This is a genomic window from Thermostichus lividus PCC 6715 (assembly GCF_002754935.1).
Lineage (GTDB): Bacteria > Cyanobacteriota > Cyanobacteriia > Thermosynechococcales > Thermosynechococcaceae > Thermosynechococcus > Thermosynechococcus lividus.
Genome location: NZ_CP018092.1, coordinates 2,257,918 through 2,282,827, shown reverse-complemented (window position 1 = coordinate 2,282,827; position 24,910 = coordinate 2,257,918). Strand labels below are relative to the sequence as shown.

General features: G+C 52.8%; 23 protein-coding genes, 1 tRNA gene and 2 pseudogenes. 11 read left to right on the top strand and 15 right to left on the bottom strand.

Annotation, left to right across the window (positions count from 1 at the left end; translation table 11 throughout):
* Positions 1–27: 27 nt before the first annotated feature.
* Complete coding sequence (rodA, locus tag BRW62_RS11090) at positions 28–1,302, top strand: rod shape-determining protein RodA (protein ID WP_099799475.1); 1,275 nt, start codon at positions 28–30, stop codon at positions 1,300–1,302.
* A 45-nt stretch (positions 1,303–1,347) separates the two neighbouring features.
* On the opposite strand, the gene metH is transcribed toward rodA, so the two are convergent.
* Positions 1,348–4,899, bottom strand: a complete 3,552-nt coding sequence (metH, locus tag BRW62_RS11085; RefSeq protein WP_099799474.1) for a methionine synthase — start codon at positions 4,897–4,899, stop codon at positions 1,348–1,350.
* Positions 4,900–5,233: 334 nt separating this feature from the next.
* Here metH and BRW62_RS11080 point away from each other — a divergent pair, with 334 nt between their 5' ends.
* The 3 genes from BRW62_RS11080 (at position 5,234) to BRW62_RS11070 (ending at position 7,617) form a co-directional block, all read left to right on the top strand.
* Positions 5,234–5,557 carry a hypothetical protein gene (locus BRW62_RS11080; protein WP_099799473.1) on the top strand — a complete coding sequence of 108 codons (324 nt, stop codon included), beginning with the start codon at positions 5,234–5,236 and terminating at the stop codon, positions 5,555–5,557.
* A 58-nt stretch (positions 5,558–5,615) separates the two neighbouring features.
* A complete protein-coding gene (gene ycf46, locus BRW62_RS11075) occupies positions 5,616–7,139 on the top strand; it encodes a stress-responsive protein Ycf46 (RefSeq protein ID WP_198406263.1) in 1,524 nt (507 codons plus the stop codon).
* A 124-nt stretch (positions 7,140–7,263) separates the two neighbouring features.
* Positions 7,264–7,617 (top strand): DUF1257 domain-containing protein, encoded by a 354-nt coding sequence (locus BRW62_RS11070; protein ID WP_099799471.1) that lies wholly within the window; start codon positions 7,264–7,266, stop codon positions 7,615–7,617.
* A gap of 111 nt (positions 7,618–7,728) precedes the next feature.
* Here BRW62_RS11070 and BRW62_RS11065 read toward each other — a convergent pair.
* Positions 7,729–7,809 (bottom strand) — tRNA-Leu (locus tag BRW62_RS11065).
* A gap of 57 nt (positions 7,810–7,866) precedes the next feature.
* Complete coding sequence (locus BRW62_RS11060; RefSeq protein ID WP_157768363.1) at positions 7,867–8,463, bottom strand: hypothetical protein; 597 nt, start codon at positions 8,461–8,463, stop codon at positions 7,867–7,869.
* A 78-nt stretch (positions 8,464–8,541) separates the two neighbouring features.
* On the opposite strand from BRW62_RS11060, the pseudogene BRW62_RS15530 reads away from it, so the two are divergent.
* Positions 8,542–9,046: pseudogene (locus BRW62_RS15530) on the top strand (IS1 family transposase); the annotation flags it as partial.
* A 101-nt stretch (positions 9,047–9,147) separates the two neighbouring features.
* Here BRW62_RS15530 and BRW62_RS11050 read toward each other — a convergent pair.
* The 9 genes from BRW62_RS11050 to BRW62_RS11010 form a co-directional block, all read right to left on the bottom strand.
* Positions 9,148–9,903: a phycobilisome rod-core linker polypeptide gene (locus BRW62_RS11050; protein WP_099799468.1), complete on the bottom strand. Its 756-nt coding sequence runs from the start codon at positions 9,901–9,903 to the stop codon at positions 9,148–9,150.
* Between the two features lie 37 nt (positions 9,904–9,940).
* On the bottom strand, positions 9,941–10,681 hold the full coding sequence (locus tag BRW62_RS11045) for a phycobilisome rod-core linker polypeptide (protein ID WP_099799467.1): 741 nt from the start codon (positions 10,679–10,681) through the stop codon (positions 9,941–9,943).
* A gap of 3 nt (positions 10,682–10,684) precedes the next feature.
* On the bottom strand, positions 10,685–11,518 hold the full coding sequence (locus BRW62_RS11040) for a phycobilisome rod-core linker polypeptide (protein ID WP_099799466.1): 834 nt from the start codon (positions 11,516–11,518) through the stop codon (positions 10,685–10,687).
* Positions 11,519–11,532: 14 nt separating this feature from the next.
* Entirely contained in the window at positions 11,533–12,180 is a 648-nt protein-coding gene (locus tag BRW62_RS11035) for a HEAT repeat domain-containing protein (RefSeq protein ID WP_099799465.1), read from the bottom strand.
* A 12-nt stretch (positions 12,181–12,192) separates the two neighbouring features.
* Positions 12,193–13,002 (bottom strand): HEAT repeat domain-containing protein, encoded by an 810-nt coding sequence (locus tag BRW62_RS11030; RefSeq protein ID WP_227517382.1) that lies wholly within the window; start codon positions 13,000–13,002, stop codon positions 12,193–12,195.
* A 19-nt stretch (positions 13,003–13,021) separates the two neighbouring features.
* Complete coding sequence (locus tag BRW62_RS11025) at positions 13,022–13,258, bottom strand: phycobilisome linker polypeptide (protein WP_099799463.1); 237 nt, start codon at positions 13,256–13,258, stop codon at positions 13,022–13,024.
* A gap of 45 nt (positions 13,259–13,303) precedes the next feature.
* Positions 13,304–14,167 (bottom strand): phycobilisome linker polypeptide, encoded by an 864-nt coding sequence (locus tag BRW62_RS11020; protein ID WP_099799936.1) that lies wholly within the window; start codon positions 14,165–14,167, stop codon positions 13,304–13,306.
* Positions 14,168–14,280: 113 nt separating this feature from the next.
* Positions 14,281–14,769 (bottom strand): phycocyanin subunit alpha, encoded by a 489-nt coding sequence (cpcA, locus tag BRW62_RS11015; protein WP_099799462.1) that lies wholly within the window; start codon positions 14,767–14,769, stop codon positions 14,281–14,283.
* 64 nt (positions 14,770–14,833) lie between these two features.
* A complete protein-coding gene (locus BRW62_RS11010; protein ID WP_099799461.1) occupies positions 14,834–15,352 on the bottom strand; it encodes a phycocyanin subunit beta in 519 nt (172 codons plus the stop codon).
* Positions 15,353–15,697: 345 nt separating this feature from the next.
* On the opposite strand from BRW62_RS11010, the gene BRW62_RS11005 reads away from it, so the two are divergent.
* The gene (locus BRW62_RS11005; RefSeq protein ID WP_099799460.1) at positions 15,698–16,402 is read left to right on the top strand and encodes a uracil-DNA glycosylase; all 705 of its coding nucleotides are present in this window, start codon (positions 15,698–15,700) and stop codon (positions 16,400–16,402) included.
* 14 nt (positions 16,403–16,416) lie between these two features.
* Here BRW62_RS11005 and BRW62_RS11000 read toward each other — a convergent pair whose 3' ends face one another.
* A complete protein-coding gene (locus BRW62_RS11000; protein WP_099799459.1) occupies positions 16,417–16,776 on the bottom strand; it encodes a PadR family transcriptional regulator in 360 nt (119 codons plus the stop codon).
* Positions 16,777–17,226: 450 nt separating this feature from the next.
* Between BRW62_RS11000 and psbQ the strand changes: the two genes are divergently transcribed.
* Genes psbQ through cysC form a run of 3 tightly spaced genes read left to right on the top strand, consistent with a single transcriptional unit; the run spans position 17,227 to position 20,923 of the window.
* Complete coding sequence (gene psbQ, locus BRW62_RS10995; RefSeq protein ID WP_099799458.1) at positions 17,227–17,685, top strand: photosystem II protein PsbQ; 459 nt, start codon at positions 17,227–17,229, stop codon at positions 17,683–17,685.
* A gap of 30 nt (positions 17,686–17,715) precedes the next feature.
* A complete protein-coding gene (locus tag BRW62_RS10990) occupies positions 17,716–20,334 on the top strand; it encodes a DNA polymerase III subunit alpha (RefSeq protein ID WP_099799457.1) in 2,619 nt (872 codons plus the stop codon).
* 31 nt (positions 20,335–20,365) lie between these two features.
* Positions 20,366–20,923, top strand: a complete 558-nt coding sequence (gene cysC, locus BRW62_RS10985; protein WP_099799456.1) for an adenylyl-sulfate kinase — start codon at positions 20,366–20,368, stop codon at positions 20,921–20,923.
* An 81-nt stretch (positions 20,924–21,004) separates the two neighbouring features.
* Here the strand turns inward: cysC and BRW62_RS10980 are convergent, their stop codons facing one another.
* Positions 21,005–22,222, bottom strand: coding sequence for an ABC transporter permease (locus BRW62_RS10980; protein ID WP_099799455.1), 1,218 nt, complete (start codon positions 22,220–22,222; stop codon positions 21,005–21,007).
* A 489-nt stretch (positions 22,223–22,711) separates the two neighbouring features.
* On the opposite strand from BRW62_RS10980, the gene BRW62_RS10975 reads away from it, so the two are divergent.
* Both BRW62_RS10975 and BRW62_RS10970 read left to right on the top strand, forming a co-directional pair.
* The gene (locus BRW62_RS10975; protein ID WP_099799454.1) at positions 22,712–23,413 is read left to right on the top strand and encodes an MgtC/SapB family protein; all 702 of its coding nucleotides are present in this window, start codon (positions 22,712–22,714) and stop codon (positions 23,411–23,413) included.
* A 120-nt stretch (positions 23,414–23,533) separates the two neighbouring features.
* Positions 23,534–24,625, top strand: a complete 1,092-nt coding sequence (locus BRW62_RS10970) for an AI-2E family transporter (protein ID WP_099799453.1) — start codon at positions 23,534–23,536, stop codon at positions 24,623–24,625.
* Here BRW62_RS10970 and BRW62_RS10965 read toward each other — a convergent pair.
* Positions 24,618–24,815, bottom strand: a pseudogene (locus BRW62_RS10965) (hypothetical protein); the annotation flags it as partial. The gene BRW62_RS10970 and the pseudogene BRW62_RS10965 overlap by 8 nt on opposite strands.
* Between the last annotated feature and the right edge of the window lie 95 nt (positions 24,816–24,910).

The following is a 24,910-nucleotide window of genomic DNA, read 5'->3' as shown; positions in this document are numbered from 1 at the left end:
CCTAGTGCGAAACGAGGGATATTGACTATGTTTTGGACAACGCTCCTGCGCCAACGTCGCTGGCAGGCATGGTTATACCCGTGGCGGGGGGTCGATTGGTCACTGCTAATTGCGGTGTGGCTCATTACACTGATCGGTGCTCTGTTTATTCACAGTGCTGAACTGCACATCGGCGACAAAGATGGCTTCCAACACGTGGCCGTGGCAATCGTGGGAACGGTTCTTGCCCTCACCTTGGCGCGTATTCCGGAGTCAGCATTTATAGGTGTCCACTGGTTTGTCTATGGCCTAAGCTGTGCGCTGCTGCTGGCCGTGAGTTTATTCGGCGTTGAGGCCAACGGTGCTCAGAGTTGGCTGCCCATCGCTGGCTTTAACTTACAACCCTCAGAGTTTGCCAAAATTTCAATTATTCTTACCCAAGCGGCTCTGCTGCATCGGGTACCGGCCAATGGACTGGCGGGCATCCTGCGCGTCTTTATCGCTACGGCTCCGCCGTTGTTGCTCATTTTAACCGAGCCGGATCTGGGCACCTCCCTAGTGTTTGGTGCCATCACCCTAGGAATGCTCTACTGGGCCAATGCCCGCCTCGGCTGGATTATCCTCATGCTCTCGCCCTTGGTGGCGGCCATTTTATTTGCCCTTCCCCTGCCTTACGAATTGAACCTATGGGTCTGGTTACTGTGGACCTTGGCGATGGGGATTGTGGCATGGCGCAGCTTACCTTTAGGGTGGATTGGTGCCATTGGTGGCATTGTGCTCAATTTGTCCGGAGCCGGACTGGGGCAACTGCTGTGGAGTGTCCTTAAGGAGTATCAGAAAAATCGTCTTTTGATGTTTTTAGACCCCGATAAAGATCCATTGGGGGCGGGGTATCACTTGATTCAGTCGCGGATTGCTATCGGTGCAGGGGGCCTATGGGGACGCGGGATTTTTCAGGGCACCCAAACCCAGTTGGGCTTTATTCCAGAGCAGCATACTGACTTTATTTTTTCGGCCATTGGTGAGGAATTGGGGTTTGCTGGCGGCCTGCTGATTCTTTTTCTCTTCTGGTTTATTGGCCTACGGCTGCTGCAAATCGCTAACAGTGCTCGCACTGATTTTGGGTCGCTGTTGGCGATCGGGTTGTTTTCGATGCTGGTGTTTCAAGCGGTTGTCAATATTGGCATGACCGTCAATCTGTTTCCGGTGACTGGTATTCCCCTTCCTTTTCTCAGTTATGGGCGATCGGCGTTGTTGGCAACCTACATTGGCTTGGGTCTGGTGCTTTCCGTGGCCAACCACCGACCGCGATCGCGCTACTAGGGCAAGGTCATCGGCCACTAAGGGGTCAAAAGCCTTTTATCATCATCAAACACTGAAATATTTGGCAGCCGGATGGTAGCAAATAATCGCAGTTGTTGACTGCTCAGGATAGAGTTGCTCGCTGTCATCCATGTACATCCCCATGCGCTCGGCTTGCAAGAGCCGCAATTGCGTATATTGATCCTGCATATTGGGGCAGGCGGGATAGCCAAAGCTATAGCGGGATCCTTGATAGCGTTGGGCAAGAATGTCGCGAATGGATGTCGGATCCGGGGTGCAGCCCAATTCGCGGCGAATGCGGGCATGACACCATTCCGCCAAGGCTTCGGCAGTTTGAACAGCCATGCCGTGGAAGTAGAGGTAGTCGGTGTACTGGTTGGCAGCAAAGAGGCGCTGAGCGACTTCCGTGGCAATCTCACCGACGGTTACTGCTTGCATGGGAAAGACATCGATAATACCTGATTCAACGGGTGCAAAGAAGTCGGCAATACACAGCCGTCGCCCCTTGGCTTGACGGGGAAACGTGAACTGGGCGATCGCCCCTTCTGGAGTGAAGGCTGCGGCATCTGCCATTGCTGCTGGATCGTAGAGGTACAGCGTATTCCCTTGGCTTTGGCAGGGAAAGTACCCGTAGATCAGTTCAGGGTGCAGTAAGTTCTCGTCTAAGATGCGCTGCTTCCAAGACTCCAAAATGGGGTACACGGTCTGCGCTAAGAAGCTATCGTACTCAGCACGGGACTGCTCCTTTGGTTTGCGAAACTGCCACTGTCCGGCAATCAGAGCCTGCAGATCCAAGTAGGCAAAGACCTCTGATAGGGGAATCTGATCGGCTTTGAGATGGCGAATGCCCCAAAAAGGCGGCTTGGGTCGAGGAATATCGATGGCCACAGCATCGGAGCGGCGCGTATCCACCACCGGTGAACTCAGTTCTGATGGCTGCCCACTGTTGTCTGGGGCAACGGGTGGCTCGTCAGGCGGCGATAATGATTCTTGGCGGGGGGCATCCTGATCTAAAAAGCCATGGCGATCGCTCCATTTGCCAGCCGCTTTGGCAGGCATCAAGCGATCCATAAAATGAAGATCCGCAAAGGCATCTTTACCGTAGATGACTTGCCCCTGATAGGTGGCCTGACAGTCCTCGTACACAAACTTAGGCGTTAGGGCAGCCCCTCCCAAAATGACAGGCACCGTAATCCCCCGCTCATTAAAGCGTTCGAGGTTCTCTTTCATAAACGCCGTGGACTTAACCAGCAGGCCACTCATGGCAATGCAATCGGCCTTGTGTTCTTCGTAGGCTTGGATAATGTTTTCCACCGGCTGCTTAATGCCAAGGTTAATCACCCGATAGCCGTTGTTGGTGAGGATAATATCCACTAGGTTTTTACCGATGTCGTGAACATCCCCTTTGACTGTGGCAATAATCACCGTCCCCTTCGCATTGCTGCCGGTTTCAGACTTTTCCATAAAGGGTTCAAGGTAGGCCACGGCGGCTTTCATGGTTTCAGCGGACTGGAGCACAAAGGGGAGTTGCATTTGCCCAGACCCAAATAGTTCCCCCACCACCTTCATGCCTTCCAGTAAAAAGGTATTGATGATGTCAAGGGGGGCATAGGTCTCAAGGGCTTTGGCAAGGGTCTCGTCTAATCCTTGGCGATCGCCATCGATAATATGCCGCTTTAACCGCTCCTCAATCGGCAGGTTAGCAACGTCGGCGCGATTGTGTTTGGTGGTTTTATCAGCAAATAGGCGCGTGAGTTCGGCGAGGGGGTCATAGACACAGACCCCTCCCTCAAACCGCCGTCGATCCTCAATGAGATCCCGGCAAAGGTCTTGGTGCTCTGGGTCAATTTTAGCAAGGGGGAGAATTTTGGCCGCACTGACAATCGCCGCATCCATTCCCGCCTGTATGGCCTCGTGTAAAAACATTGAATTCAAAACTTGACGGGCGGCCGGATTTAGGCCAAAGGAAATATTCGACACCCCCAAGAGGATATGACAGCCGGGAAGTTCAGCCCGAATTTGGCGAATGGCCTCAATGGTGGCCTTGCCGTTGGCACGATCCTCTTCAATGCCGGTGGAAATGGGCAGGGCTAAGGGATCAAAGAATAGCTCGTAAGGGGGGATACCGTAGGCGATCGCCGCATCGTAGGCACGCTTGGCAATGGCAAACTTCTTCGCTGCCGTTCGCGCCATCCCCTCTTCATCAATTGTGCCCACCACCACCCCCGCACCGTAGGTTTTCGCCAGTTCAAGAACCTTGTAAAACCGCGGCTCACCATCTTCAAAGTTGGTGGAGTTGAGTAAGCACTTGCCCCCGGCAACCTTCAACCCCGCCTCCATCTTTTGCCACTCAGTAGAGTCCAGCATCAGCGGCAGGGTGACGTTGGTAACTAGGCGGGAGACCAGCTCGTGCATGTCCCGCACGCCATCGCGTCCCACATAATCGACGTTGACATCAAGAATATGGGCACCTTCACGCACTTGGGCGCGACCGAGCGCCACCAAACCATCCCAGTCTTCCGCATTCAGCAGATCACGGCACTTTTTCGAGCCACTGGCATTCAGACGCTCGCCAATAATTAAGAAGGAATTGTCTTGGTCGTAGGGTTGGGGACTGTAAATAGAGGCTGCCGCTGGAATACGCTGGGGCGTGCGTGCTTTGGGGGTAAGGGTGGCAGCAATGCTGGCAAGGGCAGCAATGTGATCGGGGCGGGTGCCACAACAGCCGCCAATCACTTGAACCCCTAGGTCTTCAACAAAGCGCGTCAGCGCCAGACGCAACTCCATTGGGGTCAGCTTATAGTGGGCGTGTCCTCCCACATTTTCTGGCAAGCCTGCATTGGGAATGCAGGAGATCACAAAGGGTGAGTGGGCTGACAGGTAGCGAATATGCTCTGCCATCAGGTCAGGCCCAGTGGCACAGTTCAACCCTAAAATGTCAATGGGGTAGGGTTCAAGGATCGTCAGGGCAGCACCAATGTCTGACCCTACTAGCATGGTGCCCTGCTGCTCCATCGTGATCGACACCATCAACGGGCGCTGTTCTCCCCGTTCGGCAAACACCGCCATCACCCCGTTCAAGGCGGCTTTAATTTGCAGTACATCTTGGCAGGTCTCAATAATAAACAAATCAACCCCGCCGTCAAAGAGGCCAGCCGCCTGCTCCTTAAACGCTGCGTAAAGGCTGTCGTAGTCAATGTGGCCAAGGGTGGGGAGTTTTGTGCCAGGCCCCATGGAACCAGCAACAAATCGAGGTTTTTCGGGAGTACTAAACTCGGCGGCCACAGATTTTGCCAAGGCGGCTGCTTTATAACTAATCTCGTAGGCGCGATCGCCCAAGTTATACTCACTCAACACCACCGAAGACGAGCCAAAGGTATTTGTTTCAATGACATCTGCCCCTGCCGCCAAAAAGTCGCGGTGAACCTTGGCAACTGCCTCTGGCTTGCTTATAACTAAGTATTCATTGCACCCTTCATACTCTTTGCCACCAAAATCCGCTGCTGTCAGGTTTTGGTACTGTAGGTTTGTGCCCATGGCACCGTCAAATACAATGACACGGCGGGGTTCAGCATGGAGATAGTCAAGAAAAGACATACACGACCAAGGCAAGCGGCTCTCTAGAGGGCATTCAGTCTATTCCGATAATTGTAATCTCTTCTAATAGCTCTAATAGCACTGGCGATTCACGACGCCGCTGCACGGGCGGATGGAAATTCCGCGACATAAGGCTAACCCGCTGCCCCTGCCTTGTCCAAGATCTACAAAAACCACCCATAGGATGCCATCAACTATCAGGTCACCGAATGTAACTAAAAATGTAACTAAATATTACAAAATTGCCATTTTGACGGTACACTGCCTTGACACCCTAAAGATGGGATGACTACACTGGCACACATACCTAGGTACGTTTCTTCACCCTACCCCTATGGAAGACAAGCAAAAGGTTACATTGTATCTCTCCGCCGATGTCCATCGCCAATTAAAAATTGCCGCGGTGGTCGAGCAGGAAACCATGTCCACCCTTGCGGAGCGTGCCATTGAGTTTTTGCTGGAGCACCCAGAGGTGCTGGCAGAGTATGCCGAGCAGAAGCACGGTAATGTCCATCGTGTTTATCGCTGCCCCGAGTGTGCCAGTGCCCTTGTGCTGCGGGGGGGTGAATTAGCAGCCCTTGTCAATCAACCCACGGTGATTGATGACGACAGCTTGAGTGTTCCCTCCTTACCTGTTGAACTAGTCTCAGCGCGTTAAACTCGCTCTATCGCATCTATTGTCCACGTTGGATTGACTGAAGAAGGAGGTGATTGCCTTGCAAGAAGAACTCAGTATCCTAATTCAAGCACAGTACCCACTGATCTACCTCCTGACCTCTGAAGAAGAGCGGGCAGAACAAGCGATTGCGGCGATCGCCCAGTCCCAAGGCCAAGGCCGTACCCCTCGTAAGCTCTACTTTTGGACGGTGACCCAAGGCATGGTGGAGTATGGCCATGCTCGCAACAATAGTCACCACAATACCGTGTCTCCAGAAGCAGCCATTCAGTGGGTGGTGCATCAGCGCGAACCGGGGATATACGTCTTCAAAGATTTACACCCGTTCATTGACTCACCGCCAGTCACCCGCTCTCTGCGCGACGCGATCGCCAGTTTTAAGAATACCAATAAGACGATTATTCTCATGTCTCCGGAGGCGGCGCAGCGTATTCCCGTTGAATTGGAAAAAGAAATCGTTGTTGTTGACTATCCGCTACCCAGTATCAGCGAACTCGATGAGGTGTTAGCTGCTCAGCTTGAGCCGCGTAACCGCCGCCTTAGCCCCGAGGCTCGCGAAAAGCTCGTCAAAGCCACCCTTGGTCTCACCCGCGATGAGGCAGAAAAAGTCTTCCGTAAAGCCACCGTGACGGCGGGTCGCCTCACTGAAGCGGAAGTTGATATTATCCTCTCTGAGAAAAAGCAGCTTATCCGGCGCAACGGCATTCTCGAGTACATGGAGGTGGATGAGACCATTGACGCAGTGGGTGGTCTCGAAGAACTGAAGGTGTGGCTGCGGCAGCGAGACAATGCCTTTAGCGAGAAGGCGCGTGAGTATGGTCTGCCGCAACCCAAGGGGATGTTGATCTTGGGTGTGCCTGGCTGTGGTAAATCCTTGATTGCAAAAACCACCTCTCGCCTTTGGGGGCTGCCTCTGCTGCGCCTTGATATGGGGCGGGTCTATGATGGCTCCATGGTGGGGCGATCGGAAGCTAATTTGCGCAATGCCCTAAAGACTGCTGAGTCTATTTCCCCAGCCATTCTGTTTATTGACGAAATGGACAAAGCCTTTGCCGGGGGGGCGGGGTCTTCGGATTCTGACGGTGGTACCTCAAGCCGTATTTTTGGTTCCTTTTTGACTTGGATGCAGGAAAAAACCTCGCCGGTGTTTGTGCTAGCAACGGCTAACCGCGTGGAGCGACTCCCAGGCGAGTTTCTGCGCAAGGGGCGGTTTGATGAAATCTTTTTTGTTGATCTGCCAAATGCTGAAGAGCGGCGAGAGATTTTCCGCATTCACTTGGCTAAGCGGCGGCGGGACATTGACCGCTTTGATCTAGAGCAGTTAGCAAATATTTGTGATGGGTTCTCAGGGGCTGAAATTGAGCAGGCCATTGTGGCTGCCATGTACGAGGCCTTCGCCCAAGGACGAGAGTTTACTCAGCTCGATATTATTGCTGCCAGTCGTGCAACCCAGCCTCTTTCCAAGACGATGCACGAACAGGTAACCGCACTGCGGGATTGGGCACGGCAGCGTGCTCGCCCAGCGGCTGCTTCAGTGGCTGAATACCAGCGACTGGAGTTTTAACAAGCTTCCTTCTGTCGGTCGATAGAAGAAAGGCCCCGCCACAAGGGTTTGGTTCTCCATAAATTGTGGGTCATTCAGTCCAATGTCTCTTTGTTTTTTGTCTCAATCTGGAGGAAATCCAACTATGTCTCACTTCAGCACTCTGCGCACCAAAATCACTGATGCTGAAATTCTCAAAGCGTCTCTGCGGGATCTGGGCATTTCAGTGAAAACCGATGCTGATGTGCGTGGCTACAATGGCCAGCGAGTTCGCTCTGACATCGTCGCTGTTCTCGAAGGGGAGTACGATCTGGGCTGGTCTCGCAATGCGGATGGCACCTTCGACTTGATTGCTGACCTCTGGGGTGTTGCTAAAAAGCACAACCAGACTGAGCTAATTAATTCGATTAACCAAAAGTATGCCATCAACAAAACCTTGGCAGAGGTGAAGCGCCCCGGCCTTCAGAATGCCAATGTCAAACTTGTGGTACATAGCTAATCCTGTTCTCAATTGCTTTGTACTGTCTAGCGCGCGTTCCCAAGTAAACAACTGGCTGGCTCCGTTAGGGTCAGCCTCTTTTTTTAGCGTGCTCTATGTAAATATGAGCAATGCGGATGGCGAGACTCGAACTCGCAAGGCAAAGCCACACGCCCCTCAAACGTGCGCGTATACCAATTCCGCCACATCCGCGTAGCGTAGTTATTATAGCCTAAAATCAGTCCCTTGAACGCCTAGCCAACACTTGTTTTAAAACACGCTTACGGGAATGTTGGGGTTAATCCAAACGCTACAGTCGAGTTCGGTCTGGGGTAAGAACAGGGGTACTGGATTGCCGGTGGCATCAATGGCGTGGGGTAAATATTGTTGTGCTACGGCTGTAAAGGAGCAGGTGTAGGCACCGTAGATCACGTCCCGGCGATCGCGCAGAATCAGGTTATAGCCAAAGCTGCGGCTGGAGTTACCCAACTGGTTCACCAAGGCAAACCGTTGTAGGTACGACATGCGTCCCCACGCCGGCGGTGAAATAAAGAGATCCACCCGTCCACCAACGCCCTCTTCGGCGGGATAGGCTTGCCATCGTTGCACGGTGGTGCCACCAAACTGCTGCACGGCCCACCACAAACTTGGAACCGTTAAGCCACTCTCTGAAGGTTCCTCGCTCAATACTGCACGACTCAGCACAACTGGCATGGCGATCGCGGCTGCTACGGACACGGGTAATTCTTGAGGGTTGCTAGTACCGTTGGCATGAAGCGGTTCAACCGGGGCGATCGCCACACTAGCAGACAGCAGTACCCCCAACGGATAACACAGCATTTGGTGAGAGGCTAGCACCTGTCTCATGGTGGAAGACTATCTAAAGAGTGTACACTGTATCATCAACGGATCTAAGCATCAACCTATGCTAACGTCGGTGCCCAAGTGTCAAACAAAAAATGCCATGAGTGCGGACGACAGTTCATTGAGCAACCTAGCAAAAAAAGTCATTCACCAAGACACTCGTGTATTGATTGACCGCTTGCTACTCGAACGGGTCCCCCTAGCGGGGATTGCCCGTGCTGCCCAAGTGTCAGACCGATGGTTACAAACCTATGTCAATGATAAATATGCGACGGTGCCCTGTTATATGTAGGTGACATCGAAAAAAAGGGCGGCTAACCATTCAATGCGATGAGTTATGGTCGTTTGTGGGTAGCACGGGAAATAAATAGTGGGTATGGCTAGCGATTGATGCGGACTCTCATGAAATTGGGGGAGTATATTGGAGCACGGGATGAAACGGCTGCTCGTCACATGTGGGAGTCATTGCCTGCGATTGAAGAACACCCTGAGGCAACGGGTGTCTCGATGAGTCCGCCAAACCTTATCCTTCTCAAAATCTCTAGAAAGTCATATTGGTGCAATCTGGTATTTCATCCATGCTTACTTCGTAGGATGCGCGGCGGTTTTGCTTAAAAAAGCCGCCAGTTTCTTGAAAACTAACGGCTATAGCTTACAACGTCATCACCTCAAAAATGGGTATGACCTTTAGCGACGACGGGGCACTTTGGCAAGATAGTCTAGGTCTGAGGCTCGCAGTTGCTGGGCGTAGCGCGTCTTAGGCGCGATCGCCGCTGCCAGCTCACGATATTTACGGGGATCCCCTTCGGGCAACCGCCGCTCTTGGAACTTCCGGTTGTAGAATTTCTCGATAGTAAAGCGCCAATCGGTGGTGGTAGTGCCCACTTTATCGCGATACTCATAGCCGTAGCGGGGGGTCACTAGGTTAAAGGGACGACCCTCCATTCGCTTGCGCTGGTAAGGCACCGTAAAGTCGCCAAAGGCTTGGGTATATTCCTCACTGTCAAGCAAGGCATCGACAAACCCTGAGAAGCCTAGGGTGCCAATTTTAATTGACCAAGCAATTTTCTCATCTTGATTGTAGGCACTACGTCCGAGGAACCGCCGCAGACACACTTCGACTAGGCGATAGTTGTCGTTCACCGCCACAACGGTGTTATAGAACCGCTCGGATTTGGCCAGACCGCGAATGAAGTCCCGCACCGTTATGACCCGGTTCACCAACTGCGATTCAAGGGTAATCTGCCGGTTAAAGGCCAAGGTAGCATGTTCGCTAAACACTTGCCGATAACAGGCCCAAATCACGTCGCGAATCTCAGGATAGGAAGCAGCATCCTCTAAGCGATAGATGTAGGGGGTATCTTCATTGAGATCAGCAGTACCAAAACTCACCACACGATGGTTTTGAGTTGTCGGCTTGTACGTCAGTAAGGGTAAATCCATGAGTCTCTCCCAAGTCAAAGAGGTGAATGGTCAACAGCTAGCGCAGCGGAAAGGTGGCCGTGGGATTGATGGAGGCCGGAACTGCCGGGCGATCGCTACGGGTGGTATCAGGGATACTCACATTCGCAGTGGAAACCGCTCGAAACTGCACCGGCGTAATCGTGACGGATCGCGCCATATCCAAGAAGTTGCGAATATCGCCCCACTTATAGCGACTGCTTTCTAATTTATCGCGCCAGTAGTCGCTATAGCGAGGGGTGACCAAGTTAAAGGGGCGATCCTTGTAGCGGCGGCGCTGGTAAGGTACGGTATTGTCACCAAAGTTTTGGGTGTACTCGTCACTGTCAATCAGGGTATCCACAAATCGCTGCCAGCCGTCGGTGGCAATACGGATAGACCACGCCAGTTCCTCATCCTTGTTGTAGGGTGCCCGCCCCAAAAGACGCTTCAAGGCAAGTTCCACAATCCGATAGTTGGAATTGGTTTCCACCACCAATTTGCGGAAGACATCGGACTTGGCTAAGCCACGGATAAAGTCTCGAACTGAAATGGTGCGGTTGCTCAACTGCGACTCCAGATGAAGCTGACGGCTACTTTGCAGCAGGACGTGCTCACTAAACACTTGGCGGTAGGCAGCCCAAATTAATTCGTTGATCGTGGACTGATCCGTTGCGTCCTCAAGGGAGTAGCGCCGTGGGGTTTCGTCACTGGGAACTTCGTAGCCCGCAACTCGCTGGTTTTGCGAGCTGGGGGGATAGGCAAGCAAGGGAATGGTCATGACTTACACCGTAGGTTGAGAGGGCAAATAACGATAGGGCAGCGCAACCGGAACTGGCTTGACAGGAGTGGGGGGCAAGTCTCGCTCTAGGGTTGTGCTGGGGACGGTTACCAAACTGGAGGTGGCGCGGGCAACGTGGCGTTGGCTGTCGAGGGTGGGCACCACCAGTGACCGAGCCATGGAGAGAAAGTTGGCGGGAATGGCACCACGGATGACTGTTTTGTCTAGCGGGCCAGCAGTATAGTAGCGCACTTGATAGTAAGAGCGCCCACTGAGGGACATTTCTTTGTTGCGCCAGTAGTCACTATAGCGGGGGTTAACAAGGTTAAACGGTCGTGCCATGCGCCGCCGCCGTTGGTAGGGAACAATATCTGCCCCAAAGTTCTGCTGGTACTCATCACTTTCGATAAGGGCATCAATGAAGCCTTCTAGCCCTTGGGTTGCCAGAATAATTGACCAAGCAATTTGTTCTTGCTGGCTATAGGTGGGACGACCCAAAAATCGCTTAAAGGAGAGATCCACTAAGCGATAGTTGGAATTGACTGCCGCCACTTGGTCGCGATAGACCTCGGACTTGCCAAGACCGCGAATAAAGTCTTGGACGGAAATGGCTCGGTTGCGCAGTTGCGACTCTAGAAATGGCTGACGGTAGGACTCTAGAATCAGATGCTCGCTAAAAATTTGTCGGTAGGCGGCCCAAATCAGGGCATCCACGTCCGCCGCGTCGGTTGCATCAGTGAGGCGGTAAATAACGGGATCATCCTCAGCGGGCACTTCGTAGCTAACAACCCGCTGGTTGAGGGTTTTGGGTTTAACACCCAGCAAGGGTAACGACATAACTTCCAAATCCTCTAGGTATGCATGGACAGATGGACGGTGTCCCTTTTGAGGGCCAGTTGGCAGCGGGAACGCACAACAATATCGGGGTCGCGATCGCCGAGGGCAGTTAACAGCGCCACAACTGAGGGCTGGATTATGGCGGCAGCAGGCTGTTGACGGAGGTGCTCTAGGGCAACAGCAACGGCATACCGCACGGCCCAATCCGCAGCATCCGTGTTCCGCTGAAGTACCTGTAGAACCTGCTCAAGGCCAAGGCGACGCTCCTGCTCCCCCTCAATGAGATGCCAACGCAGGGTGCCAAGCGCTTTGGTGGCGGCTCGCCGCACGCTGGGCGCAAAATCTGATTGTGCTGCCCCTAGCAATACCCTGAGTGCCGCAGGATGACCAATGGCACCCAGTACCCGTACCTCGTAGGCGCGAGCACCATAGTTGTAATCATCAAGCCGGTCAAGGAGAGGCTCAACCGCCGCATCCCCAAGCTGAATCAAACCGTCGACAGCGGCTTGAGCAGCGGCCGGGTTATTGTATCCCAACACGTCAATCAGGGTGGGGATAGCAGCGACATCCTGCTGTGCGGCTAGGGCGACAACGGCATCAGTGAGCGCCTCAGCAGTGGTAGCAGCAGTGACGGCGTGGCAGTAAGGCGCAATGTCAACCATCGGCATTCTCCTTCACAGGAGTTGATCCAAGGCTTGGAACAAGGGTTCTGTGGTGGGCGCATCCATTGCCAATTGCTTGCTCAGAATACCGTGGAGGGCAATCAGCTTAAAGCTTGTTTCCACAGCGGCTGTGACAATGGCGGATGCTGCTGGCAAGTAGCCCATGGCTCCCAGATCGAGCAAGGCGCTGCGCCGCAGTTGTACATCCTCGTTGCTGAGGGCGGCAATGAGGCGATCGCCATAGATCGGAGCCGCTGTTAGCTGAAACAGCGCCCGGGCAGCGGCAAACTGTACCCGCGGCATCTCGTGCGCCAAAAACGGCTCGATCAGGGGAATGGCACTCGGACACCCAAGTTGTCCTAGGCTCTCGATGGTGGCTTCCACGGGCTGGACAAGGTGAGGGCGCCCCGGAACCAGAGTAGCCATGGCTACACCGCCCGCAAGGAGGGCTTTGAGCGGATCAACCGCAGCGGTATCTCCGATCTGCCCCAGCGCGACTGCGGCGGCTTCACGCACATAAAAGTCCTCGCACTCTAAACAGGCAACCAAGGACGGTACGGCGCGGCGATCGCCAAGCTTGCCGAGGGCACGGGCAGCATTGCGCCGCAGGGGGTAGCCCCCCAGTTCGGTGCGATCGCACTCATCTGTCAGAGCTGCAATCAGGGCACTGACAATCGACTGACGCTCAGCCACCGTCGCCACATCCACCCCAAACTTTCCCAACCACCATGCTGCATAGTAGCGAAGACTGGCATCCTCTCCTTGAAGCTGTTTTAGCATCTCAGGAACCGTTAGGGAGGTTGCGTCCGACACTGAGGCCATTACCATAGAACCCCAAACGTTAGGAGGCGGCAATAGGCGTAATGGAGACAATTTTGCCCCCCATACGGGCAATGCGCTGCATCTCTTCGTTCATGCGGCTGTAGGGCACAGTAATGAAGGTACTGCCACTCCGACGGATCGGAAAGCCCATTTTATCGGTTTCATCATTCTGTCGTAACCCCACGACCTCATAACGGAAGACACGGGCACCGGAAGGACTGTTGGCAGCACTACCAGCAGCGGTTTGACCAAACATAGCAACTGACTCCAATCTCAAACGTGACTCAACAACAAACTGCCCCTAGGCAGGCTTCACACTGACAATGCGTGCACCCGTACGTTGTAACTGCTGCATTTTGCTCGACAGTTGTTCGTAGGGCACCAAGAAAGCAGTGCTGCTGCGACGCACCCCCGGATAACCGGGCTGACGAATACCAGAGACTTCAATGCGATAGACGCGGCCACTCTGACCAAAGGAACCACCCAAGCAAGCACGTGGTGGCACATCGGCACTGGCAGCATAATACGCAAAGGCAGTATCACTGCCCGAAGGGGGGATCACGGTAGTCGGGGCATTGGTGGCCAAGTCCCGCGCTAACCGAGACATGGTTCCTTCCACTTGGGAGCGATCGCTGCTGGCATAGCCGCGATAGAGGCGAAACATCCGCCCAAAGGAAACACTGACTTGTCCGGGATGAAATTCAAAATCCCGATAGTAGGGAACCACTGAGTCGCCAAAGGCATCGGTGTATTCCTGAGAATCAATGTAGGAGTCAATGTCGGCATCAAACCCTTCATTTTCATAGAGGTCTAAGTGAAAAATCACCTCAGTCTCGTTGTAGGGGGGGCGACCCAACAGATGCTTGTAGTTCAACTCAATAACGCGGGTCTGAAAACTGCCGTAGAAAAATTTCTCTTTGTATAGCTCCGACTTGGCAACCGCCCGCACAAATTCGCGCACGCTAATTTTGCCATTGCGCAACAACGACTCGGCACTTACCAAGCGTTCCGACTCCATTACATAGTCATTGCCTAAGACCTGACGGTAAACGGCGCGGATCACCGTTTCCACATCTTCCTCGCTCCAGTTGGGGCGTAGCTCCACCCGCGGGGCGTTACTGAAGGCGGAGGTACCTAAGCGCGAAGCAGCAGCAGTAATAGCCACGGTACAAAACTCCTGAAACATCAAGGGGTACAAACAAGCCCGGCGTTGTAAACAAAGGGTCAGCCAAATGCCGACATCTGCTTACCTCACCGGGCGACAAGGGCTTACGCCAATTAGCTGAGGGCGTTAATGGCGTAGTCGATGTAGGCGTTGGCTTCCACCGCTGCCTGGCCGCTCAACCCATGGTTAGCTTTGATGTACTTCAGGGCTTCCACGTACCAGCTGGGGGACAGATCAAAGGTGCTGTTGATTTCTGCCAAACCAGCAATCAGGTACTCATCCATTGGGCCGGTACCACCGGCGACAAGACAGTAGGTCACCATCCGCAGATAGTAGCCGATGTCCCGAGCACACTTGGCTTTGCCTTCGGGGGTCGATGCATACTGAGAGCCTTGCATGGTGGTGGTGTAGGGGAATTTTTGATACACCGCTTGGGCAGCACCATCGATCAGGCTTTGCGCATTGTTGGTGAGAGCACGAGCTGCTTCCATGCTGGCAACGGCACGCTTGAAGCGACCATCAGCCGCTTGCAGTTCAGTATTGCTCAAGAAACGGCCTTGAGTATCGGCTGCAGCAATGGCTTCAGTAATCGGTGTTTTCATGGATAAGATGTCTCCCTAGAGTTTTCGTTTCAAAACGGTCAAAGATACGGTTTGCAATTGTGGCCTAGGCAACGGCAGCAGCGGCACGATCAAAGTAGCCAGCCACTTCCGACATCAGGGCGCTGCAATCGCCGGGAGTAATCCCGTTGGGATCGTTGGCGATCGCAATGGCGGCCTCTTTCATTTTCTGGATAGCAACAGCTACGGAAGAACCGGGGGTACCCAAGGCTTGGTAGGTTTCCCGCAGACCATTTAAGCAACGATCATCCAGCACACTGGAGTCCCCAGCCAAAATAGCGTAGGTGACATAGCGCAAGATGATTTCCATGTCGCGCAGGCAAGCAGCCATACGACGGTTGGTGTAAGCATTCCCACCGGGTTGAATCAGTTGGGGTTGCTCTGCAAAAAGTGCACGAGCTGCGTTGGCAACAATGGTCGAGGCGTTGCTGGTGATCCGGTTGACGGTATCCAGCCGCTTGTTGCCTTCTTTCACCAAGTTGGACAGGGCATCGAATTGGGCACTGGTGAGAAATTCACCCCGGGCATCGGCCTGAGCGACAACTTTGGCAAATGCATCTAGCATGGATCAATTCTCCTTAATTAAAGAAGTCAGGACTTCGTGTGCAGAGTTAGGGTAACGGCGGCCTCAAGCCCTAAAGCAAGGTACGCCGGAACGGTTCTGACCGCTGAGTGCTGAACGCTCGTGAAATTCAGTGAGGTACGCAACAACGGTGCTGTTAAACCCTTCAGGTATTTCTTATACAATGCGGTGGGAAGTCTGTTTCGGAATAGTTATTAATTTGTAAAATACTTTATTCAGATAAATTAAATTTGGGGCGATCGCCATAAAAGCGCCCCAGTTCACCCTAAGTTTTTCCTAAGTTTGATGAAGATTTTTTAACATTATTCTCAGGAAGTAACTGGAACCATGACCGAGCCTGTGCAGTTCAGCTTATTTGATCCGTTCCCTAGGGCTGAAGCCGTGAGCAGCCCGCCGTTGGATGCCGATACCTATGCCCAAATTCCCCAGCGGGCTGACGTGGCGATTCCTGCGGGCACCTACGCTGATCTGGCCGCCTTAAACAGCCACTGCCAAACCTGCCGGCGCTGTGCTTTAGGGGCAACCCGCACCCATGTGGTGGTGAGCCGAGGTAATCCAAAGGCAAAACTGATGATTATTGGTGAAGGCCCCGGCCAAGCAGAGGATGAAAGTGGCCGCCCCTTTGTGGGGAAAGCGGGGCAACTCTTGGATAAAATTCTTGCCTCGGTTAACTTAGACAGTGAGGAAGATGCCTACATTTGCAATATTGTGAAGTGCCGCCCGCCCGGGAATCGGGTGCCTGAACCGGCTGAGATTGCCGCCTGTTTACCCTACCTGCTAGAGCAAATTCGCTTGGTGGATCCGAAAATTATTCTTTTGGCGGGAGCAACAGCCGTGCGGGGGTTATTGCAAGACCCGCAAGCAATTACAAAAATCCGTGGTCAGTGGCTAGAGTGGCAAGGCCGTTGGTGTATGCCGATCTTTCATCCGGCTTACCTATTGCGCAATAATTCCCGGGAACCCGGCAGCCCCAAGTGGTTGACATGGCAGGATATACAGAGGGTGCGCGATCGCCTTCGCCAGTTGGGGTAGCACCGCAGGTGGGGCTAATCAGGATTGCGGGGGTGCTCCTGTAAGTAGCGTAGCCACAGTTCCGACAGCTCTCGCGCCTGCGGCACCTTCTCGCTGACAATGTGGTACATTCGCCGTGGCCGCCCGCGACCTTCGACCTTTTTCCAGTAACCATCAATAATCCCCTCATCCTCTAGAAATTTCAGGGCACTGTAGAGCACCGTATCGGACAACCGATAGAAGGGATACTCGTTTTCAATGGCTTGAATCAGGGCGGTGCCGTAGGAATCCCCCTTCTCAACAAGGGTATAGAGAACGTAGCAAACTGCAACTTCCTTACTCAGGTAAATCGGTGGCGGCTGCCGAAAAAACGTATAGATGTCTTCGAGTTTCATTGCCTGAACCTTTGTGATCCGCGTGCAAGACTGTCCTTAGATTGCCCCCCAAATCAGTTCTTAAACAATAGGTCGGCTAGGTTAGTGAACAGCAAACCATTAATAACGTAGGCACAATTGGCATTAGGGACGAAATTCCCCATACCCCTTAACTTTACTCCGATGCAAGTCGCTGTAGGTAATTGTTGAGGTTCACCATTAAGCCCCTAGGCAGTAAGCAATGAGGACTATTGCGATTGACTTAGGGTAGTGTTTCTGATTTTAGGAGATTTCAGAGTAAAGTTTTGAGTGCATGATAATTCCCTACTTATAAAAAATCAACCTAGGGAGTGTTAATTTATGCTGCGAGATAGGTTTGGCCGTCGTAACCTCTGGCGAGGGCGATCGCCAGCCCTAAGAACCATGGCAAAATAGAGGCGTATTTTTAATTGCTATGGAAGCCTAGGTTTTATGGTGCGCCTCAATCGAACCTCCTTGATCTCACTAATTCTCACCCTCGTAGCGGTCGTGCTAGTGGGGTGCGGCGGCCCTAGTGCCACCACTACTGTGCCCCCCACCTACAGCGACCTACAGATCACCCGTATTAACGACTACCTCAGTGACATTGAGAAAAATGCGGAGCGGTTCGCCGACCTCGAAGCAAGCATTGCTAAAGCAGACTGGCAAGAAGCGGGCAATATTATGCGCGGCAGCCTCGGAGAAATGCTCATGGATATGCGCGCCCTGAACCGCAATCTCCTCGCCAAAGATCAACCTACCCCCACAGCCCTCACCCGCGCCCTAACAGAAGACTTCCTAAAAATTGATCAAGCGGCTGATCTCAACAGCGTTCCCCTTGCCCAAGAAGGGTTTCGCGATGCTACCGCAGACTTTAACGCCTACCTCAATAGTTTGCCAAAGCTATCCTAAAAGACCTCTGTTGCGTTATCCCCATTGCCCATGTCCTTTGTCGGCCTGCATATTCATAGTGATTACAGCCTCCTCGATGGTGCCAGTCAGCTTCCAGACTTAGTGGCACGGGCAATAGAACTGGGGATGCCAGCGATCGCCCTGACGGATCATGGGGTGATGTACGGCGCAGTAGAGTTACTCAAACTCTGCCGGGGCAAGCCCCTCAAGCCAATTATCGGCAATGAAATGTACGTCATCAATGGCGACATTACCAAGCAGGAGCGCAACCCCCGCTATCACCAAGTGGTCTTAGCCAAAAATAAACAGGGTTATCACAATCTATGTAAGCTCACTAGCATTTCCCACTTACAAGGGTTTCAGGGCAAGGGCATTTTTGCCCGCCCCTGTATTAACAAAGAGCTATTGGCTCAGTATCGGGAGGGCTTAATTGTCACCAGTGCCTGCCTTGGGGGTGAAATCCCCCAAGCGATCCTCCAAGGGAAGCCGGAGGTTGCCCGCAGCGTTGCCCGCTGGTACCAAGCAACTTTTGGCAATGACTTTTACCTTGAAATTCAAGACCATGGCTCCCAAGAAGATCGCATTGTCAACGTTGAACTGGTGCGCATCGGGCAGGAACTTGGCATCGAGATTATTGCCACCAACGATTCCCACTTTATCTCCTGCTACGATGTCGAAGCCCACGATGCCCTTCTGTGCATTCAAACCGGCAAGCTCCTCACCGATGAGAAGCGCTTGCGCTACAGCGGCACAGAGTACCTAAAATCGTCGGCGGAAATGGCACGGCTGTTTCGCGATCACCTGCCAGAGGACGTGATCCAAACCGCCCTAGCCAATACCCTCAAGGTTGCTGACAAGGTCGAGTCCTACAATATTTTCCGTGAACCCCAAAGCCCAGACTTTCCCGTTCCTTCAGGCCATACGGCCGATACCTACCTCGAGCAAGTCGCTTGGCAAGGTCTGATGGCACGGTTCCAAGTTCAACAGCGGGATGCCCTTGACCCCACCTATCGGCAGCGGCTGGAGTACGAGCTGAAAATGCTTCAGCAGATGGGCTTTTCCACCTACTTTTTAGTTGTTTGGGACTATATCAAGTACGCTCGGGATAACGGCATTCCCGTCGGCCCTGGGCGAGGCTCCGCCGCCGGCTCCTTGGTTGCCTACGCCCTGCGCATTACCAATATTGACCCTGTCCACCACGGCTTGCTGTTTGAGCGGTTTCTTAACCCCGAACGCAAATCCATGCCGGATATTGACACTGATTTTTGCATTGAACGCCGCGAAGAAGTTATCCAGTACGTGACCCAAAAGTATGGCAGCGATCGCGTCGCCCAAATTATTACCTTTAACCGCATGACCTCAAAAGCCGTCCTCAAAGACGTTGCCCGAGTGTTAGATATTCCCTACGGCCAAGCCGATCAGATGGCCAAGCTCATTCCCATTGTCCGTGGCAAACCCACCAAACTCGCGGTGATGATTTCCGATGACACCCCTTCGCCAGAATTCAAAGAAAAGTACGACAGCGATCCTGACGTGCGCCGCTGGGTGGACATGGCCATGCGGATTGAGGGTACCAACAAAACCTATGGGGTGCATGCCGCTGGCGTGGTCATTGCCTCCGAGCCATTAGATCAAATTGTGCCTCTGCAACGGAACAATGATGGGGCAGTCATTACCCAATACTTCATGGAAGATTTAGAGTCCCTTGGCCTCCTCAAGATGGATTTCCTTGGGCTGAGGAACTTGACCATGATTCAAAAAACCTGCGATCTGGTGCAGCAAAACCGTGGTCAGTCCCTTGATGTGGATGCCTTACCCTTGGATGATCCTAAAACCTACCAAATTTTGGCCGAGGGCAAGTTAGAAGGGATCTTTCAGCTTGAATCCTCAGGAATGCGCCAGATTGTGCGGGATCTCAAACCCTCCAACCTTGAGGACATTTCTTCGGTCTTGGCGCTCTATCGTCCGGGACCGTTGGATGCTGGCTTGATTCCTAAGTTTATTAACCGTAAGCATGGCCGTGAGCCGATCGCCTACCAGCACGAACTCCTCCAGCCCATTCTCAAGGAAACCTATGGGGTTCTTTGCTATCAAGAGCAGATCATGCGGATGGCACAAGACCTTGCGGGCTACTCCCTCGGCCAAGCGGATCTACTGCGGCGCGCCATGGGCAAAAAGAAAAAAGAAGAAATGGAAAAGCACCAAGCCCTTTTTATTGAAGGCGCCGCTAAAAATGGTGTGCCCAGTGCCGTGGCGCAGGAACTTTTTAAGCAGATGCTGGACTTTGCCGAGTACTGCCTCAGTGGCGACACAGCAGTGATGACGGTTGAGTATGGGGCATTACCCATTGAGCAGCTAGTAACTGAGCGTTTACAGTGCCATGTCTATAGCCTTGATCCCCATGGTCACCTCTATACTCAGCCCATTGCCCAGTGGCATTTTCAGGGGTTCCGGCCAATTGTAGAATATACCCTCGCCAATGGCTCGACGATCCGTGCCACCCCCGATCATCGCTTTATGACCACCACAGGGGAGATGCTACCCATTGAGCAAATTTTCCAAGAACAGCGACATCTGCTACAACTGCCGGCAGTGCTGAGTCAGCCCACGCCTAGCTCTAAGAGAATTGCGCTGGATATTTTGGCGTAGAATAGCTCAAATCTCACTTTGTACCTAACCTATGACACAACGCCAAGGTTTAACGGTGTGGTTCACCGGTCTCTCTGGGGCGGGTAAGACAACCCTTGCCCACTACGTTTTCAAACATCTTTGCGAAGCAGGCTATCCTGTCGAGATGTTGGATGGCGATATTATCCGTCAACACTTGACCAAGGGGCTGGGATTTTCTAAAGAGGACCGAGATGAAAATATTCGCCGGATTGGCTTTGTGGCTGAACTGCTCACCCGGCATGGGGTGATTGTCATTGTCTCGGCCATTTCCCCTTACCGCGAGGTACGGGAGGAGGTGCGGGCTAAAATTGGTCGCTTTGTGGAAGTGTTTGTCAACGCCCCCCTGATGGTGTGTGAACAGCGGGATGTGAAAGGGCTATACAAACGGGCGCGGGCTGGGGAAATTCGCAACTTTACGGGAATTGATGATCCCTACGAACCCCCCCTCCATCCAGATGTTGAATGCTGCACCCATCTGGAAAGTATTGACGAGAGTGTGGCTAAAATTCTCAAGTTCGTGATGACAATGCTGACCTCAGAGCCGCAAGGTACTACCGCAGTAGGTTAGGCAGTGCGATGATCTCAAATACTATGCCAAGACACTAGCTACGCTGAACCATCGGCTCCTTTGCGGCTTCTAATAGAGAGCCTAGGCACTTCGTAAGGCCACAATGGGGTCAAGCTGGGCGGCGCGTTGGGCGGGAACGACCCCAAAAAATAGACCGATACTGCCGGAGACGCCAACGGCTAAGACAACAGCGACGGGGGCAACACCTGCCTCTAGGGGTGTGAGGGCAGCCACCAAGAGCACACCACCCACCCCTAGCCCGGTTCCCAGTAAGCCCCCTAGAGCCGAGAGGATAATGGCCTCAATCATAAACTGTGCCAGAATATCCCGCTGTGTGGCACCAATGGCTTTACGGAGGCCAATTTCTTGGGTGCGTTCTGTCACTGAAACCAGCATGATGTTCATAATGCCAATCCCGCCCACCAGCAGAGAAATGCCGGCGATCGCCGCCAGCATCAGGGTGAGGGCATTGCTAATGTTCCCAATGATTTGCAGGGCTTCTTTTTGGGTTTGGATGGTAAAGTCATCCTCATCCACAATTTGGTGCCGCAGGCGCAGCAGGTTAGTAATCTGGAACTTTGCGGCATCAATACTTTGCTCATCCCGCGCCGATACAGAAATAAAGGTTAAGGAAATACCATAGGGCGATCGCTGGCCAACAATCCGTGAGGCCATCGTCGTAATAGGAATGTAGGCGGCTTCATCTTGGTTATTCCCAAGAAAGGCTCCCTTTTCTGCCATTACCCCGATGACTTCAAAGGACAGATTTTTAATGCGAACCTGTTGTCCAATAGGGTTTTCGTTAATAAATAGCTTTTTGGCTAGGTCGGATCCCAAAATCACCACCCGCCGATGCCGCTCCAAATCTTGGTCGGAAATAAACCGTCCCCGCTCAACAGTAAAGTTGCGTACCGAGGGAAAGGTGGGGGTGGTGCCCACAATCAGGGCGTTCGTATTGCGCCCACGATAGGTGATGCGCTGTTGCACTTGAATTTGGGGAGCGACTTCAGCCACGGTGGGAATTTGCGTGGCGATCGCCTTGGCATCCTCTAGCACAAGGGTTTGCGGCACTTCAAAGGTACGGTTACGGGCTTGGGGGGTTCCCGGCACAATAAATAGCGTATTTGGGCCGAGGGACTCAAACTGTCCTGCTGCATACCGCTGTGCTCCTTGCCCCACCCCCACCATCGCAATGACCGCAGCATTGCCAATCATAATGCCCAGCATGGTTAGACCACTGCGCAGGCGGTTGGCCTTGAGGGTGGCGATCGCCATGCGAATACTTTCACCAATATCCATGTTGCCTTTGACTCACGGGTTCCGGTTACTGCACTCAATGTAGCGCAAATAACATTGACAACGTTGGCAACAGTATTTATACTATGCCATGGCATTAAGGGGGTTAACGCCAACTACTGCCATTTTAGACCTTAGGAGAAACCACGTATGGATTCTAGTAGTAACCAAAGTGTTGCTTCTCAAGAATCCATTCCTGCTAACGAAGACCCCTGCCATAGATGGAGCGGTATTCACGGGGCGATCGCTCAGATCAGCAGCAGGTTCACTGCAATACGGAGATGAATCATGCGCACTATCCTCTGCGATAAGTACGTTCCCTTGGATTGTCGTATCTTGGCTGGTCAATCTCAGGCCATTCCATAGCTTTTTGAGGAGGTGCTGGAAGCCGTTGTGGCTGTGGCAATTTTTATCACAACCATCAAGGACTTTACGGGGTTACTGTTGTACTTTTATCTTGTCAGCCTGTTCCTTGGCATATCGGCTTGATCCATGACAACTACTGATTTTATCGTGCGTCTTGTCGTGGCGTTCTGCCTAGGGGCAGCTCTAGGTCTAGAGCGGCAATGGCGACAACGCATGGCAGGGTTGCGCACCAATACCCTTGTAGCGACGGGGGCGGCTCTCTTTGTGATGCTCTCGGCACTCACGCCCGGAGATGCCAGCCCCACTCGGGTGGCAGCGCAAGTTGTTTCGGGGATTGGTTTTTTGGGCGGTGGTGTCATCCTACGGGAAGGACTGTCTGTGCGGGGGCTAAACACAGCGGCAACGCTGTGGTGCGCAGCGGCAGTGGGATCACTGAGTGGAGCTGGTTTGCTCTATCAGGCAACGTTAGGGGCGATCGCCGTCTTGGCCGCTAACTTAGTATTGCGTCCCCTAGGCTATCGGATTAACCAACAACCCCTCAAGGGCACAGAGTTAGAACTGTGCTATCGCTGCGATGTGATCTGCCATAGCCAGAGCGAAGCCTTGATCCGTGCGTTATTTTTGCAATCCATCGGTAATACTAAACTCACGCTGCGATCGCTGTTTAGCGAAGATTTGGAAGATAAACCAGACTATGTTCAGGTACAGGCCGAGCTCACCACTCAAGAGCGGAACGACGAACGACTAGAGCAAATCGTCAGTCGCCTGAGCCTTGAGCCAGGGGTTGTATCCATTCGCTGGCGGATTATTGAGGCAGAGTATGGATGAACTACCCCATCCGGTAGCTGGCAAATCTTGCCGTGAGCGATGCGCCTCTAAGCTGCATCGTCTTTAGAGTAGATTGGTCTAGATTATGATTAGCAGTTGACCCCGTTAGGAAGCAAAACTGTGACATTCGGCCAATGGATTGGCTTACTGGTCTTGGGGGTATGCCTATACATCCTCTGGGAGATCCGCCAAGTACTATTGTTGGTTTTTTTGGCGGTGGTACTAGCAACTGCCCTCAACTGGTTCCAACTGCATTTGCAACGCTTAGGGTTCCGCAGAGGTCGGGCGATCGCCATCAGTATTAGCCTCAGTTTTTTCCTCATTGCTGGCTTCTTTCTAATTATCATTCCCCCCTTTCTCCAAGAAGCACAGCAGTTAGGCGTGCTCATTCCCAAGGGCTTGGGACGGGTAGAGCAATGGCTCGACGACATGAATCATATGCTACCGAATACGGGGTTGGATGATACTCCCTTGTTAAACCGCCTTGTCACTCAACTGGAGCCGTTTCTAGACCGCATTTTTAATAACTTCTTTGCCCTTTTTTCCAATACCTTAGCGGTGTTGTTGAATACCCTTTTGGTTCTTGTGCTAACGGTGATGCTGGTGATCAATCCCCAGCCCTATCGCAACGGCTTTGTACGCCTCTTTCCCGCGTTTTACCGCTCTCGCATTAATGCAATTCTCACCCAAAGCGAGCAGGCATTGCTGGCATGGCTAGCAGGAACAGGCCTAAATATGCTTGTGATTGGCGTAGTTAGTGGTCTAGTACTAGCCCTGCTAGGGGTGCGCTTAGTCTTAGCGAACGCCTTCTTAGCCGGACTGCTTGAGGCAATCCCTAATATTGGCCCAGCCTTAAGTGTGATTCCACCAATGATCATCGCCTTTATTGACGAGCCATGGCGAGCCGCTGCTGTACTGGCGGCCTACATTGTCATTCAGCAACTAGAACAGTACCTTCTTGTGCCCCTCGTCATGGCAAAACAGGTGGATTTACTCCCTGCTGTGACCCTAGTCTCACAAATTGTCTTTGCCATTTTCTTTGGTTTTCTAGGCTTACTTTTGGCCTTGCCCTTAGTCATTGTTGGCCAGATATGGTTTAGTGAAATTGTTCTTAAGGACATTCTCGATTGCTGGCAGGCGGAGCAACCCGATGCGTCAACTCGGGCTGAAGCAGCAGTGTTAACAGACCCCAGTGAAGCACCTCCTATATAGCCTTTGCGGCGTTGCTGAATAGGAACATGATTTCCTGTAAGATGGGCACATCACGGAATTTGAGGGACTGACGTAGCAATCGAATTGGGTGCTTCAGCATGTCTAGGGACTTGGACTAGCACAATGTCTTCCGATGCAACCAAGCAAGATAGTGTCGAAATCGCGTGTTTTCTCCCTCAACTCGCGTCATGTCGTCAAATGTGCTGCGCTCAACTGCATGATTCCGATCGCGAAGCCCGAGAGCTACAAGGTTAAAGCTTAATACCAAGACTAGGTAGCTCTGAC